The organism is Sporanaerobium hydrogeniformans, assembly GCF_002735925.1.
GTDB lineage: Bacteria > Bacillota > Clostridia > Lachnospirales > Cellulosilyticaceae > Sporanaerobium > Sporanaerobium hydrogeniformans.
Genome location: NZ_PEDL01000005.1, coordinates 1 through 13,380 on the forward strand (window position 1 = coordinate 1; position 13,380 = coordinate 13,380).

The following is a 13,380-nucleotide window of genomic DNA, read 5'->3' on the forward strand; positions in this document are numbered from 1 at the left end:
CTTTCTATGGAAAATGAAAAACATAGAAAGCTTTTTAGGGGATTTGCATCCTTTGCTTGTAAATATCAGGAGTTTATGGCATGATAGTAAAAATAAATAGCAATAAAGAAAAGGAGAGGGTCAGGTGAAACAGATTGCTGCATTTTTTGATATAGATGGAACCATTTATCGTGAAGGGCTGATTACTGAGGTTTTTAAAAAACTAGTAAGTTATGAGCTTATCGATGGAAGCAAGTGGTACAATGATGTACGCCCTGCCTTTTTAAGCTGGGATAAACGAATAGGAGATTATGATACCTATCTTTTAAAGATGGTGGATATTTATGTGGAAGCGGCACAAGATATTCATGAAGATCAAATTGCTTATATTGCTAAGAAAGTAATTGAGCAAAAAGGAGATAGAGTATATACTTTTTCAAGAGAACGTATTAAATGGCATCAAGAAAATCAACATAAAGTCATTGCTATTTCAGGTTCACCTATTGAATTAGTTAAAGAGATGTCAGAAAAATATGGTATGGATGATTACAAAGGAACGATTTATGAGAAAACAAAAGATGGTAAATACAACGGCAAAGTGGTACCTATGTGGGATGCTGCTAGTAAGAAGAAAGCTATCTTGGAAATGGTAGAGCGTTATGGGATTGATTTAGGAGCCAGTTATGCCTATGGAGATACAGCAGGAGACTTTATCATGCTTAAAATGGTAGGGCATCCTTTTGCTATTAATCCCACTAAAGAACTCCTTACCAAAATTAAAGAAGATGAAGCATTAAAGCAAAAAATTACGATTATTGTTGAGCGTAAGGATGTGACTTATCGCCTAAATATTGAAAGTTTAGATCTTTTATAAATAAAGAGTAAGTGAACTTTTTGTAAAGAAAATCCTCCATTTTTGATGGTAAATCAAAAGGGAGGATTTTTTGTCTTGCTTTTCTAAAATTTATGTAAAAATTTAAAATATATAGTATAATAAAGCTGAATGAGCAGATAGGGAATAAGGAGAGGGGAATGCAGGTGACGATTTCAATGCTTCAAAGTGGAGATGAGCTTATTTCTTCTCAGGGTAAGGTCTATAGAGTGATTGCATTACTAGGCAGTGGTGGACAAGGAGAAGTTTATGAGGTTGAAAGTGAGGGGAAGCATTATGCTCTCAAATGGTATCATGAACATATGGCAACACTAAGACAAAGAGAAATCATTGAAAAGCTAGTGGAAAATGGTTCGCCAGATATACGTTTTTTATGGCCAATGGATCGTATTAATGGAAAGCGAACCTTTGGGTACATTATGGCACTAAGACCTAATCGGTATAAAAGTATTGTAGATTTGATGAAGCGTAAGGCAGAGCCTTCGTTTTGGGCGCTATGTACAGCGGGCTATGAACTGGCAGACTGCTTTCAAAAGCTACATTCATTAGGCTATAGCTACTGTGATATTTCGTTTGGGAATGCTTTTTTAGATCCTGAACGAGGGGAAGTGCTCATTTGTGATAATGATAATGTAGTGGTAACAGGCCTTTCCAAAAGTGGAGTAGAAGGAACGCTTGGTTTTATGGCACCCGAGATTGTTATGGGCAAAACCGGACCTAAGGCAGAAACCGATTTATATTCTTTGGCAATCTTACTTTTTTATATGTTTATGCTACATCATCCTTTAGAGGGAGCAAGAGAAGCAGATATCAAATGCTTTGATGCAGTAGCAAAGCAAGAAATTTATGGACGTACCCCTTTATTTATATGGGATCCACAAGATAAGAGTAATCGTCCTATTGCCGGTTATCAGGAAAATGCTATTATTTATTGGAATTTGTATCCTAAGTTTATCAAAGATTTATTTATAACAGCTTTTACAGAAGGGTTACATAATCCCAACCGCCGCATTGTGGAGAATCAGTGGAAACGGGCATTTATTCGCCTAAGAAACAGTATATTACAATGTCCTTCTTGTGGGGTAGAGAATTTCTATAGAGAAAGTGACCAAATTGGTGCAGGTAACATATGCTGGTGTTGCAATAAAAATATAAACAAGCCACCTTCTATCCAAATAGGAAGTACTTTCGTTGTATTAGGTAAGGAAACAGAGCTTTTAGCCCATCACCTATATGACAACTTTGACATGCAGACAGTTATAGCAAAAGTTTCTCAACATCCTAAAGATCCTACTAAATGGGGACTGAATAATGTAACGGATAAGGAATGGATTTGGATAAAGCCAGATGGCACAAAATCTGCGGTACTACCAGATAAAAACGCACCTCTTTTAAAGGGGTCACGTATTGATTTTGGGGGAGTGGAAGGGCAGTTTTAAAAGAATAAAGATGAAAAGACAAAAGATAGAAAGTAAGGCTTCTATAAGGGAAAAACAAAGGAGGAGTTAGAATGACAGAAGGATTTAAAAGACCAGGAGGAGAGATGGCGTCAAGGCCACTTCATTTTATATGGATTTTAGACTGTTCAGGCTCTATGATGGGAGAAAAAATTCAGTCTCTTAACTATGCTATTAAACAAACCATTCCAGATATGCGGGCAGCAGCAGCAGAAAATCCAAATGCTAAACTTTATGTGCGTGCCGCTAAATTTTCTGAAGGAGCAAGCTGGCATGTTGCTACGCCTACTACTATTGAGGAGTTTGAATGGTTGGATATTGAAGCAGATGGACTAACTGATATGGGTAAAGCCTTTCATTTAGTAGCAGATCAGCTAGAGATGCCGCCTATGCCAGAACGAGCCTTGCCACCTGTTTTAGTGCTTCTTTCAGATGGACAACCTACTGACTCCTATAAGGAAGGTTTAGAACGCCTTCTAAGTTTACCTTGGGGCAAAAAAGCTGTAAGGATTGCTATTGCCATAGGTAGTGATGCAGATACCACTGTATTAAAGGAATTCATTCACCAGAGTGAGATACCTGTTTTACAAGCGAATAATCCGGAGGCACTGGTAAAATATATTAAATGGGCCTCTACGGTAGCTAAACAAGTATCTAGCCCGAATAGTCGCGTTTTAACAGCTACCTCTAAAGCTAGCCCTATTGACTTAGAGGCTATTCCAGTTATAGGAGAAGAGGATAGTGATGTATGGTAATAAAGTACATATAAAGGATTGGAAAGCTATAGGTGAATCCGTTCAAGGAGCCAGTCATTTGCGGTCAGGTAAGCCTTGTCAAGATGCTCTTTTGCTTGAGAGTCTAGAAGGACAGAAGTTGCTATGTGCTTTAGCAGATGGGCATGGAAGTGAACGCTGTAAATACAGTAAGGATGGAGCAGAACTTGGTGTAAAAGTTATACACTGGTTTTGGGAGGAGCTTTTAAAAAGCCATTCGGACTTATTTCTTTATGAGTTTTTAAGCCAAACCAAAGATATTGACTTACCTAAGGCACTGGAAAAAGAGTGGAAGCAAGCAGTAAAGGCTTTTCATCAAAAAAGTGGAAGGCAAGAGGCTGAGAGTGACCAAGAATTATGGACTTGGTATGGTTCCACCTTACTCTTTATATTAGTTACGAAGCAACTGGTTTTTGCCATGCAATTAGGTGATGGGGATATTTTAGCAGTTTTTGAAGGAGGTGAAACCTCTTGGCTTTTGCCTTATGAAAAACAATATGGCACAGAAACTTACTCTTTGTGTCAAAAGAATGCATGGCAGTACTTTAGAAGTTTTTTAGCACCTTTATCTTATTATACTACCAGACCACAGCTTTTTTTACTTAGTACTGACGGCTATGCTAATAGCTTTATAAGTAGTGAAGGGTTTTTACAAATAGGAGAAGATTATTTAAAGCTTTTAAAACAGAAATCTTCCCTTTATTTAGAAAGTCATTTAAGGGAATGGCTAGAGGAAGCTACCCGTTGTGGAAGTGGAGATGATATTACTGTAGCAGTGATTTATACTACCGAGCTTGAGAAAGGAGGATGCTAATGCGTAAAAAAATCATTCGTCAAATCCTTTTTTTGAAAAATACTTATGGGGAAGAGTTGTTGCAAGATAAAAAGCGCCTCATGGCCTTTGTGAGAGATTACTTTCCTTTTGCCAAATGGGAACATCAACTTTTGCAGCTTGGCCTGGCAAGTGATATTTATGGACAACTAAAAGGTTGTGATATTCATACCTGTATGCTAAAACGCAATGAGTGTATCTGCCTTTTGCAAAAGGAGCAAGGCTGTGAACGGCGTTTGGCAGAAGAAGCTGTTGATTTATGGATGAGTCTTATTAAAAAAGAAAAAAATATAGATACTGCCTTTAGTGAGGATAAGCCTTTGGTACAAAAGTTAGGAGAAGCTTCTGGTAAACAACAAGAAAAGCTGATGCTTTCTGAAAAGGCTGAGGCTATCTTGAGGCGTGGAGATGCTTTTTATAGTGGTGAAGGTATACGCCAAAGCTATAAGGAAGCTCTGAAGACTTATGAAGAGGCAGCTAGTTTAGGTAGTGTGGCCGCTATGAAGTATTTAGGGAATATGTATTATATAGGACAGGGTGTTGGGCAGGATTATGAGAGAGCACTTTTTTGGTATAAGGAGGCAGCTAGTCAAGGAAGTGCCACAGCAATGAATTATTTAGGAAATATGTACCATGAAGGAAAAGGAACAACTGCTCAGCAAGAAAAGGCATTACAGTGGTATCAGCGAGCTGTAGCTTTAGGCAACTATACTGCTATGTTTAATATCGGGTATTTGCAACATGAAAAGCATCTTCAAAAAGAGCAACAATCCTTTGAATGGTACGAAAAAAAAGCCCAGCTAGGAAATAAAGAGGCTATTTATCATTTAGCGTATTTATATCATACAGGAGATGGTGTGGAACAAGATTACGAAAAAGCTATGAAGTGGTATAGGAAGCTAGCAGAGGATGGTTATACGTATGCAATGATTTGGATTGCCTATATGTATCTCAATGGGCAAGGGGTAGAAAAAGATTATCATGAGGCGATGAGCTGGTGTGCCAAAGCAGCTCAGTTCTTAGAGCCACTAGAGAATAAAAGAGATTGTTAGAAGATAAGGATCATCTAGCAGTCTCTTTTTATAGGCAAAAAATAAAATAAAAACTTGATTTTTTGAAATAAACCTACTATACTTACTTTAGTGATTTATTAATTTACTACTTTAATTGAGTGAAGTGGAGGGCGCTATGAAAAATTACACGTTACATATCCCAGAAGGGGTTAGAGATTATATAGGAGAAGAGGCCAGTATCAAGGAAACCTTACAAAATCAAATTAAAAAGGTTTTTACTGGTTATAGCTACAATCTAATAGAGACACCTACCTTTGAATACCTAGATGTTTTTACCCTTGGGGAAAATAGTTTTCAAAAACCTCAGCTTTATCATCTTATTAATCGTCAAGGAGAAGTTGTAGCTCTTCGAAGTGATATGACACGAGCTATTGCCAGGGTGGCTTCCACACAAAATAGTCAATGTCCTTTCCCACAGCGCTATGCCTATATGGCAAATAGCTTTCGCTATCCTGAACGTTACCAAGGAAAATTACATGAATTTACTCAAGGGGGGATTGAACTCATTGGGATTAATAGTATAGAAGCTGATGCAGAGGTCATTAAGGTAGCGATTGATGCCCTACGTGCAGTAGGAGTGGAGGATTTTACGATTCATATAGGAAGTAGTCAGTTTTTAGAATATACATTAAGTGACATTGGGTTAAGTGAAAAGAGTAAAGAAGCTGTCTATAAAGCCATTGATCATAAGGATGCAGTCAGTTTAAGAAGTATTTTAGAAGCTGCTCACATGGATAGTGAAACATTAGAAATGCTTCTAGAGCTTATGCAGTGTGCAGGAAAGATTGAACTTTTACGCAGTGTAAAAGAAAGGATGAGTGCACCTGCTTCAAAAGCAGCCCTTACTTATTTAGAGGAGCTTTATGAAGTTTTAGAAGATTATGGTGCATCCCAGTATGTGCTTTTTGATTTTAGTCTCCTTTCTTATGCGAACTACTACACAGGGGTTATGTTCCAAATCTTTACCAAAGGCGTAGGAAGTGCCATTGTAGAAGGTGGACGTTACGATGGGCTGCTTCAAATGTTTAAGGAAAACAGACCTGCTGTAGGTTTTGGGGTACATATTCATCTGCTCTTACAAAAGCTTTTAAAAGAAAAGGTAGTCCCCTCTATGAATAAGAGCCGTACTTTAGTTTTTTATAAGAGAGAAGCGCGTCAAATGGCTTTAAAAGTAATAGAAGGTTTTAGAAAAGATGGTCTAGTCGTGGAAACGAGTTTTTTTGATACGTTTGAAGAGACACTTGCTTATGGTAAACAAATGGGCATGGGAGGTGTACTTTACTTTAAAGAAGACGATAAAGTAGAAATTTATAATTTAGAAAAAGATACGATGCAAGAGACCAACGTAAATGCTTTATAAGGGGGAGAAAAAATGAGTCAAATAACCTTTGCTTTAGCGAAAGGGCGATTAGCCAAAAAAGCCATGGGCATTTTAAAAGAAATAGGCATTACCTGCAGTGAAATGGAAACAGAAAGTCGTAAGTTACTTTTTACCAGTGATGATGGTAAGTTTCGCTTCTTTTTAGCCAAAGCCTCTGATGTACCCACCTATGTAGACTACGGTGTAGCCGATATTGGGATTGTAGGAAAGGATACCATTGTGGAAGAAAATCGCAATGTCTATGAGGTCTTAGATTTTGGTTTTGGTAAGTGTAAGATGGCAGTAGCAGGTGAACCAAGCAAAAAAGAACTTTTAGCGAGTGGTGCTTTTATACGAGTAGCTACTAAGTATCCCACCATTGCGAAAAGCTATTTTGAAAAGACCAATCGTCCTGTAGAGATTATTAAGCTGAATGGGTCTGTAGAGCTTGGACCCATTGTAGGGCTTTCAGATGTTATTGTAGATATTGTAGAGAGTGGCAAGACTTTAGAAGAAAATGGTCTAGTAGTACTTGAAGACATTATTCCTCTTTCAGCGCGTTGTATCGTCAATACGGCTAGCATGAAGGTGAAACACGATACCATTCATCATCTATTAAGAGAAATGGAAAAAAGGAGGGACGTTTAAATGCTAAAAAAGATAGAAACACATGAAGCAAGGGCAGATTTTTTAAAGACTTTAGAAGTAAGAGGGAATATGGATACAGGTATCTATGCCCAAGCGACACGGCAAATTGTAGATGCCGTTCGACAAGAAGGTGATGCAGCCCTTTTCCGTTATACGAAGCAGTGGGACTCTGAAAGTCTCACACCAGCTAATGTGAAAGTTAGTAGAGAAGAAACAAAAGCAGCTTTTGAACGCCTTCCTGAAAGCTTGCAACAAGCCATTACTTTAGCAGCTGCTCGCATTGAACGTTTTCATGCCCAACAAAAACAGAAGTCTTGGATGGATTTGAAAGAAACAGGAGAAATTCTGGGGCAACGTGTGACGCCTCTTGAAAAGGTGGGTGTCTATGTCCCAGGAGGTAAAGCGGCCTATCCTTCTTCTGTTTTAATGAATGTGATTCCAGCTAAAGTAGCAGGTGTTAAACAAATTGTGATGGTAACACCTGCTTCTAAAGCAGGTACCCTTCAAGATGAAGTTTTAGCAGCAGCTTATGTAGCTGGAGTAGATGAAGTGTATAAAATCGGTGGAGCACAAGCCATAGCTGCTCTTGCTTTCGGAACAGAGACCATTCCTAAAGTGGATAAAATCGTAGGACCAGGGAACATCTATGTAGCTCTTGCTAAACGAGAGGTCTTTGGTTATGTAAGTATCGATTCCATTGCAGGCCCTAGTGAAATTCTTATCATTGCTGATGAGAGTGCTAATCCCACTTATGTGGCAGCTGATTTTCTTTCTCAGGCAGAGCATGATGAACTAGCTTCAGCAGTCCTCATTACAACGAGCAAAAACTTAGCACAAGAGGTGCAAAAAGAAGTCATGCGTTTCTTTGAAGAATTGCCACGCAAGGAAATTTTATTGGAATCTCTTAAAAATTATTGTGCCATTATCCTTGTAGAGGATCTGGAAGAAGCTTGTCAACTCTCCAACGCCATTGCTCCAGAACACTTAGAACTTGCGGTAAACGCACCCTTTGAAGTGTTAACCAAAATCACCAATGCAGGAGCGATTTTCTTAGGGCACTATACGCCTGAACCAGTAGGAGACTATATGGCAGGACCTAATCATGTGCTACCTACTAATGGCACAGCACGTTTCTTTTCACCTCTAAGTGTGGATGACTTTATCAAAAAGAGCAGTATTCTTTCCTTTACCAAGGAAGCCCTTATGCCCCTTGCAGATAGTATCATTGCGTTTGCAGAAAGTGAAAGACTCTTTGCACATGCCTTATCTGTTAAGGTTAGAAAAGAAGGAGTGAACTAATATGCCTTTTATGAAACAAAATCTAGCAGGTCTTGAAGCCTATAAAGCCCCTTATATCACAACAGGGATTAAATTAGATGCCAATGAAAACACACACCCTATCCCACAAGCTTTACGTGACCATATGAGAGAATGGGTAGATTCGATGCTCATTTCTCTTTATCCAGACACCAATAGTATAGCACTTTGTGAAGCCCTTGCAAGGAACTATGAGGTGCCTAGTGATTGGGTGGTTTGCGGAGTGGGTTCAGATCAACTTATTGATTACCTTTTACGTGCTGTATTAAAGGAAGGAGATAAGGTATTAGCTCCTGGTCCTTCCTTTAGTATGTATCGTCAAAGCACCTTTATTAATGGAGGGCAGCTTATAGAAGTGCCTTTAGCATCTGATTTTAGTTATGATGTGCCAGCCTTTTTAGAAGGCATCCGTAAGGAACAGCCTCAACTCATCTTTATTTGCAATCCCAATAATCCAACGGGGTGTGCCTTAACCAATGAAGAGATGGAACGTATTGTAACGAGTACCTCCGCTCTTGTTATTATTGATGAGGCGTATGGAGAGTTTTTAGGAGAAACAGCTATACCACTGGTTAAAAAATACAGCAATTTAATTGTTTTAAAGACTTTTTCAAAAGCTTATTCTTTAGCAGGTGCTCGTGTGGGGTATGGTGTGGCTCAGGCGCCTCTTATTACTATGATTAATAAAATAAGGCCACCTTTTAATCTTAATATTTTTGCGCAAGAAGTAGCTCTTTGGGTCATTACTCATCAAGAAGCTTTTGCACCTTCTATTGCGGCTATTGTGAGTGAAAGAGAGAGATTAATTAAAGCCTTAAAGGAACTAGGGTTAACAGTTTATAACTCTAAAGCCAACTTCCTTTGGGTAGAAACCCCTCTTGCTTTGGATGAAATCCTAACAAAGGAAGAGATATTTATTAAGAAGATGGGGTATAATGGCAAGCCTTATTTCCGTATAAGCATTGGGACACCCAAAGAAAATACACTACTTATAAATGTTTTAAAAAAGGAGGCGAGAGTATGCGCACAGCAAGCTTAAAACGAAGTACAGCAGAAACGACTATTGAAATAAGTTTAACGATTGATGGAGAAGGCAAAACCCAGGTTGATACAGGGATTGGTTTCTTTGACCATATGCTTACCCATATTGGTAAACACTCTTTAAGTGATTTAAAGGTAGAAGCCAAGGGTGATTTAGAGGTGGATTGTCATCATACTGTAGAAGATACAGGGATTGTTTTAGGAGAAGTTTTAAAGATAGCTCTTGGTAACAAAGAAGGCATTACCCGTTATGGGCATGCTATTATCCCTATGGAAGAAGCCCTTATTCTTTGTGCGGTAGACATTTCAGGACGTCCTTATGTGGATATTGAGGCGCCTTTTACAGTAACTAGGGTAGGTGACTTTGATACGGAGATGGTAGAGGAATTCTTTCGTGCTGTAGCCATTCACGCAGGACTTAATCTCCATATTCAAGTTTTAAAAGGAAAGAATAATCACCATATTATTGAAGGAATGTGCAAGGCTTTTGCTAAAGCCATGCTAGATGCTATGAGTCTCCATCCAAGAGTTAAAGGTGTGCCTTCAACAAAGGGCATCTTGGAGGTATAGAAGATGGGAATAGCTATAGTTGATTACGGGATGGGGAATCTAAAAAGTGTTTATAAGGCTTTTTATTCTCTAGGATTAGAGGCGGAAATTACATCCTCACCTGAGAGGGTTTTAAAAGCCGAAAAAGTAGTTTTGCCTGGGGTAGGAGCTTTTAGAGATGCTATTTCAGAGCTAAACCGAACAGGTTTAGGTGAGGCCGTTTGTGAAGTGGCCCAAAAGGGTACACCCCTTTTAGGGATTTGCCTGGGCATGCAGCTTTTATTTAATAAAAGCTATGAGTATGGGGAATATGAAGGTCTGAAGCTTTTACCAGGTGAAATTGTAAAATTTAAGCCTGAGAACATGGTAGATGAAGCAGGAGTCAGCTTAAAGGTACCACATATGGGGTGGAACAATCTAAATTTTTTGAAGAATGCTCCCTTATTTGAAGGATTAAAAGAAGGAGATAGTGTCTACTTCGTTCACTCTTATTATTTAGAAACAATGGCAGATGTAGTGAGTGCCACTACGGATTATGGCACCACCATTGCTGTAGCTGCTCAAAAGGATAATATCTTTGCCACACAGTTCCATCCTGAGAAGAGTGGAACGGTAGGCTTACACATACTGAAGAACTTTGGAGGATTATAAGGATGAAACTTTATCCAGCGATTGATTTAAAAGCAGGGAGCTGTGTAAGACTCTTTCAAGGAGATTACAACCAGGTGACCGTTTTTGGGAATAGCCCAGTAGAGATGGCAAAAAAGTGGGAGAGCTTAGGTGGTGCTTACCTTCACATTGTGGATTTAGATGGGGCAAAGGAAGGCAAGGGCATGAATGATACCGCTATTACTGAAATGGTGAAGGCTTTACATATTCCTATTGAATTAGGCGGTGGCATCCGCACTTTAGAGGATATCAAGGCAAAGTTAGACCTAGGTGTAGACCGTGTTATCTTAGGGAGTGCAGCTGTTAAAAATAAAGCTTTAGTCAAAGAAGCTTTAGAAATCTTTGGGCCAGAAAAAATTGTTATTGGTGTGGATGCCAAAGGGGGTAAGGTCGCCATTGAAGGTTGGTTAGAAGTGACAGATACTACAGCCCTTGAATTTTGCAAAGAACTAGAAAGCATGGGTGTAAAAACTGTTATTTATACGGATATTGCCAAGGATGGCATGATGCAAGGTCCTAATATTGAGGAGACAGCTAAGCTTGTAGAAGCAACAAAGCTGGATATTATAGCATCTGGAGGGGTATCTAGCCTTGAAGATTTAGAACGTCTTGAAGTGATTGGAGTGCATGGAGCCATTATTGGTAAAGCGCTTTATATCGGTGCTATTGATTTAGAAGAAGCTGTGAAACGTTTTCAGTAGAAAGGAGGAGAAGTAATGCTCTGTAAACGTATTATTCCTTGCCTAGATGTTAAAGGTGGGCGAGTTGTAAAAGGAGTTAACTTTGTTAATCTCATTGATGCAGGTGACCCTGTTAAAGTTGCTAAGGCATACAGCGATGCAGGAGCAGATGAAGTGGTCTTTCTAGATATTACCGCTTCTTCGGATGAGCGTAATATTATTTTAGATGTGGTAGAAAAAACAGCTGAACAGGTCTTCATCCCCCTTACAGTAGGGGGAGGTGTTCGTTCATTAGAAGACATCCGCAACATTTTAAATGCAGGGGCAGATAAGATTGGCATGAACTCTGCTGCCATTAAGGATCCTGACCTCATTTCTCAGGGAGCAGAACGCTTTGGGGACCAATGTATTGTAGTAGCTATTGATGCCAAACGTAAGGTAAATGAATCAGGCTTTGAAGTTTATATGCATGGTGGCCGTATCCCAACGGGCATGGATGCAGTAGAATGGGCACTGGAAGCCGAGAAGCGTGGAGCAGGCGAAATCCTTTTAACCAGTATGGACTGTGATGGAACCAAGGCAGGCTATGACTTAGCCTTAACCCGTGCTATCAGTGAGGCGGTTTCAATCCCTGTTATTGCATCAGGTGGTGCAGGAACCAAAAGACATTTTTTAGAAGCTTTTGAAGAAGGTAAGGCAGATGCAGCGCTAGCAGCTTCTCTCTTTCATTTCAAAGAGCTAGAAATTAAAGATTTAAAAGATTATTTAGCGGCGCATCAGGTTCCCGTTAGACGATAGGAGGCACATATGAAATACGAAGCATTTCTTAAAGCAGTGAAATACGATGCACAAGGCTTAGTCCCTGTTATCGCTCAAGATAAACACTCTAAAAAGGTACGCATGATGGCCTATATGAACGAGGGAGCCCTGAAGCTCACTCTCGAAACAGGTAAAGTTCACTACTATAGCCGTAGTCGTCAGTCTCTATGGCTCAAAGGAGAAACCTCTGGTCACTTCCAATACCTCAAAAGTATCAGCATAGACTGTGATGGGGATACCTTACTCCTTCAAATCGAACAAGAAGGTGGCATCTCTTGCCACACTGGTAACTCTAGCTGCTTCTATCGTGAGCTAGAAGAAGACTTACCAGAAATAAAAAATCAAGAAAGCGTAGTAGCACCTTTTTTAAATGAAGAAAGTGCCCACGAATTCAGCGCTCTTTACAAGGTAGTTATGGATCGCAAAGTGCATCCCAAAGAAGGCTCTTACACCAACTACTTACTTGATAAAGGGGTTAACAAAATCCTCAAAAAAGTAGGAGAAGAATGTACGGAAGTCGTTATCGCAGCCAAAGAAGAAGAAAGCAGTGAGCTTGTCTTTGAAGTAGCAGACCTTATGTACCACCTCACTGTACTTATGGCACTAAAAGGTATCACTTGGGAACAAGTTGAAGTAGAATTAGGTAAGAGAAAATAATATAAAAAGTCATGTGAGCATTTGAATGCTCACATGACTTTTTTGTTTTGTAAGTGATACAATAACGAAAAAAGTATTTATATTTGAGGAAGGAGGCAATAAGGTGAAATTAAAAAAATATAGTGTTCCTTTAGTGATGCTTATATTTATAGGATTTTTAATAGGCTTTTTTATTAACAAAAGTAAATGGAGTGGTGCTACCATTGAAAGCAGAGAACTTAGGTTAAGAGAAATCAGCAATTTAGGTGAGGCTACCACCATCGACCAAGAGATTATGATTGATGGCTATATTATTAGCGGCTATACTACTAAAAACAATAGACACGGATTAGCCGTTTTTGCACCGATAGGTAATGATAAATATGAATTTCAAACAAATGTTACTAGACCCAATGATAAATTAATCTTTACAACTGCTACCATTAATCAAAGACTTTATAACTTGTTTTGGGCAAATAAAGCAGATTTAGATTATGCAGAAATAACCTATACGATGGATGGCAAAACTGGGGAAGCAATAAAGCTAGACGCCCGAAACAATAAAATTATTTATAAGGAAGCCCCCTCAAATGACTTCTCCGTTGAATGTTATTTTGTTGATGTAAATGGAAAGCGTTATGAGTAAATAGCTTAA

General features: G+C 39.0%; 15 protein-coding genes. All 15 read left to right on the forward strand.

Features of this window, described 5'->3' with window-relative positions; translation table 11 throughout:
* Window positions 1–124: 124 nt before the first annotated feature.
* The 15 genes from CS063_RS06660 (at window position 125) to CS063_RS06730 (ending at window position 13,371) form a co-directional block, all read left to right on the forward strand.
* On the forward strand, window positions 125–853 hold the full coding sequence (locus CS063_RS06660) for an HAD family hydrolase (protein ID WP_099448920.1): 729 nt from the start codon (window positions 125–127) through the stop codon (window positions 851–853).
* A gap of 158 nt (window positions 854–1,011) precedes the next feature.
* The gene (locus tag CS063_RS06665) at window positions 1,012–2,310 is read left to right on the forward strand and encodes a protein kinase domain-containing protein (RefSeq protein ID WP_099448921.1); all 1,299 of its coding nucleotides are present in this window, start codon (window positions 1,012–1,014) and stop codon (window positions 2,308–2,310) included.
* 71 nt (window positions 2,311–2,381) lie between these two features.
* The gene (locus CS063_RS06670) at window positions 2,382–3,083 is read left to right on the forward strand and encodes a vWA domain-containing protein (protein ID WP_099448922.1); all 702 of its coding nucleotides are present in this window, start codon (window positions 2,382–2,384) and stop codon (window positions 3,081–3,083) included.
* Window positions 3,073–3,915, forward strand: a complete 843-nt coding sequence (locus tag CS063_RS06675; RefSeq protein ID WP_099448923.1) for a PP2C family serine/threonine-protein phosphatase — start codon at window positions 3,073–3,075, stop codon at window positions 3,913–3,915. The genes CS063_RS06670 and CS063_RS06675 overlap by 11 nt, the downstream gene beginning before the upstream one ends.
* Window positions 3,915–4,985, forward strand: coding sequence for a tetratricopeptide repeat protein (locus tag CS063_RS06680; protein WP_180270714.1), 1,071 nt, complete (start codon window positions 3,915–3,917; stop codon window positions 4,983–4,985). The genes CS063_RS06675 and CS063_RS06680 overlap by 1 nt, the downstream gene beginning before the upstream one ends.
* Window positions 4,986–5,121: 136 nt before the next feature.
* The gene (gene hisZ, locus CS063_RS06685; protein WP_099448925.1) at window positions 5,122–6,366 is read left to right on the forward strand and encodes an ATP phosphoribosyltransferase regulatory subunit; all 1,245 of its coding nucleotides are present in this window, start codon (window positions 5,122–5,124) and stop codon (window positions 6,364–6,366) included.
* A 12-nt stretch (window positions 6,367–6,378) separates the two neighbouring features.
* A complete protein-coding gene (gene hisG / locus CS063_RS06690) occupies window positions 6,379–7,014 on the forward strand; it encodes an ATP phosphoribosyltransferase (RefSeq protein ID WP_099448926.1) in 636 nt (211 codons plus the stop codon).
* Window positions 7,015–8,313 (forward strand): histidinol dehydrogenase, encoded by a 1,299-nt coding sequence (hisD, locus tag CS063_RS06695; RefSeq protein WP_099448927.1) that lies wholly within the window; start codon window positions 7,015–7,017, stop codon window positions 8,311–8,313.
* A gap of 1 nt (window position 8,314) precedes the next feature.
* Complete coding sequence (hisC, locus tag CS063_RS06700) at window positions 8,315–9,370, forward strand: histidinol-phosphate transaminase (RefSeq protein WP_099448928.1); 1,056 nt, start codon at window positions 8,315–8,317, stop codon at window positions 9,368–9,370.
* Window positions 9,352–9,942, forward strand: coding sequence for an imidazoleglycerol-phosphate dehydratase HisB (gene hisB / locus CS063_RS06705; protein ID WP_099448929.1), 591 nt, complete (start codon window positions 9,352–9,354; stop codon window positions 9,940–9,942). The genes hisC and hisB overlap by 19 nt, the downstream gene beginning before the upstream one ends.
* A gap of 3 nt (window positions 9,943–9,945) precedes the next feature.
* Window positions 9,946–10,572 carry an imidazole glycerol phosphate synthase subunit HisH gene (gene hisH, locus CS063_RS06710; RefSeq protein WP_099448930.1) on the forward strand — a complete coding sequence of 209 codons (627 nt, stop codon included), beginning with the start codon at window positions 9,946–9,948 and terminating at the stop codon, window positions 10,570–10,572.
* Between the two features lie 2 nt (window positions 10,573–10,574).
* On the forward strand, window positions 10,575–11,291 hold the full coding sequence (hisA, locus tag CS063_RS06715; RefSeq protein ID WP_099448931.1) for a 1-(5-phosphoribosyl)-5-[(5-phosphoribosylamino)methylideneamino]imidazole-4-carboxamide isomerase: 717 nt from the start codon (window positions 10,575–10,577) through the stop codon (window positions 11,289–11,291).
* Between the two features lie 15 nt (window positions 11,292–11,306).
* Window positions 11,307–12,068 carry an imidazole glycerol phosphate synthase subunit HisF gene (gene hisF / locus CS063_RS06720; RefSeq protein ID WP_099448932.1) on the forward strand — a complete coding sequence of 254 codons (762 nt, stop codon included), beginning with the start codon at window positions 11,307–11,309 and terminating at the stop codon, window positions 12,066–12,068.
* Between the two features lie 9 nt (window positions 12,069–12,077).
* Window positions 12,078–12,746: a bifunctional phosphoribosyl-AMP cyclohydrolase/phosphoribosyl-ATP diphosphatase HisIE gene (gene hisIE / locus CS063_RS06725; protein ID WP_099448933.1), complete on the forward strand. Its 669-nt coding sequence runs from the start codon at window positions 12,078–12,080 to the stop codon at window positions 12,744–12,746.
* A 103-nt stretch (window positions 12,747–12,849) separates the two neighbouring features.
* Complete coding sequence (locus CS063_RS06730; RefSeq protein WP_099448934.1) at window positions 12,850–13,371, forward strand: hypothetical protein; 522 nt, start codon at window positions 12,850–12,852, stop codon at window positions 13,369–13,371.
* The last annotated feature ends 9 nt before the right edge of the window (window positions 13,372–13,380 follow it).

Excerpts from the sequence above, each read along its gene's own strand:
- hisC (WP_099448928.1), top strand. The coding sequence starts at position 8,315 with ATGCCTTTTATGAAACAAAATCTAGCAGGTCTTGAAGCCTATAAAGCC.
- CS063_RS06675 (WP_099448923.1), top strand. The coding sequence starts at position 3,073 with ATGTATGGTAATAAAGTACATATAAAGGATTGGAAAGCTATAGGTGAA.
- hisIE (WP_099448933.1), top strand. The coding sequence starts at position 12,078 with ATGAAATACGAAGCATTTCTTAAAGCAGTGAAATACGATGCACAAGGC.
- hisD (WP_099448927.1), top strand. The coding sequence starts at position 7,015 with ATGCTAAAAAAGATAGAAACACATGAAGCAAGGGCAGATTTTTTAAAG.
- hisG (WP_099448926.1), top strand. The coding sequence starts at position 6,379 with ATGAGTCAAATAACCTTTGCTTTAGCGAAAGGGCGATTAGCCAAAAAA.
- hisH (WP_099448930.1), top strand. The coding sequence starts at position 9,946 with ATGGGAATAGCTATAGTTGATTACGGGATGGGGAATCTAAAAAGTGTT.
- CS063_RS06680 (WP_180270714.1), top strand. The coding sequence starts at position 3,915 with ATGCGTAAAAAAATCATTCGTCAAATCCTTTTTTTGAAAAATACTTAT.
- CS063_RS06665 (WP_099448921.1), top strand. The coding sequence starts at position 1,012 with ATGCAGGTGACGATTTCAATGCTTCAAAGTGGAGATGAGCTTATTTCT.
- hisZ (WP_099448925.1), top strand. The coding sequence starts at position 5,122 with ATGAAAAATTACACGTTACATATCCCAGAAGGGGTTAGAGATTATATA.
- hisB (WP_099448929.1), top strand. The coding sequence starts at position 9,352 with ATGCGCACAGCAAGCTTAAAACGAAGTACAGCAGAAACGACTATTGAA.
- hisA (WP_099448931.1), top strand. The coding sequence starts at position 10,575 with ATGAAACTTTATCCAGCGATTGATTTAAAAGCAGGGAGCTGTGTAAGA.
- hisF (WP_099448932.1), top strand. The coding sequence starts at position 11,307 with ATGCTCTGTAAACGTATTATTCCTTGCCTAGATGTTAAAGGTGGGCGA.
- CS063_RS06670 (WP_099448922.1), top strand. The coding sequence starts at position 2,382 with ATGACAGAAGGATTTAAAAGACCAGGAGGAGAGATGGCGTCAAGGCCA.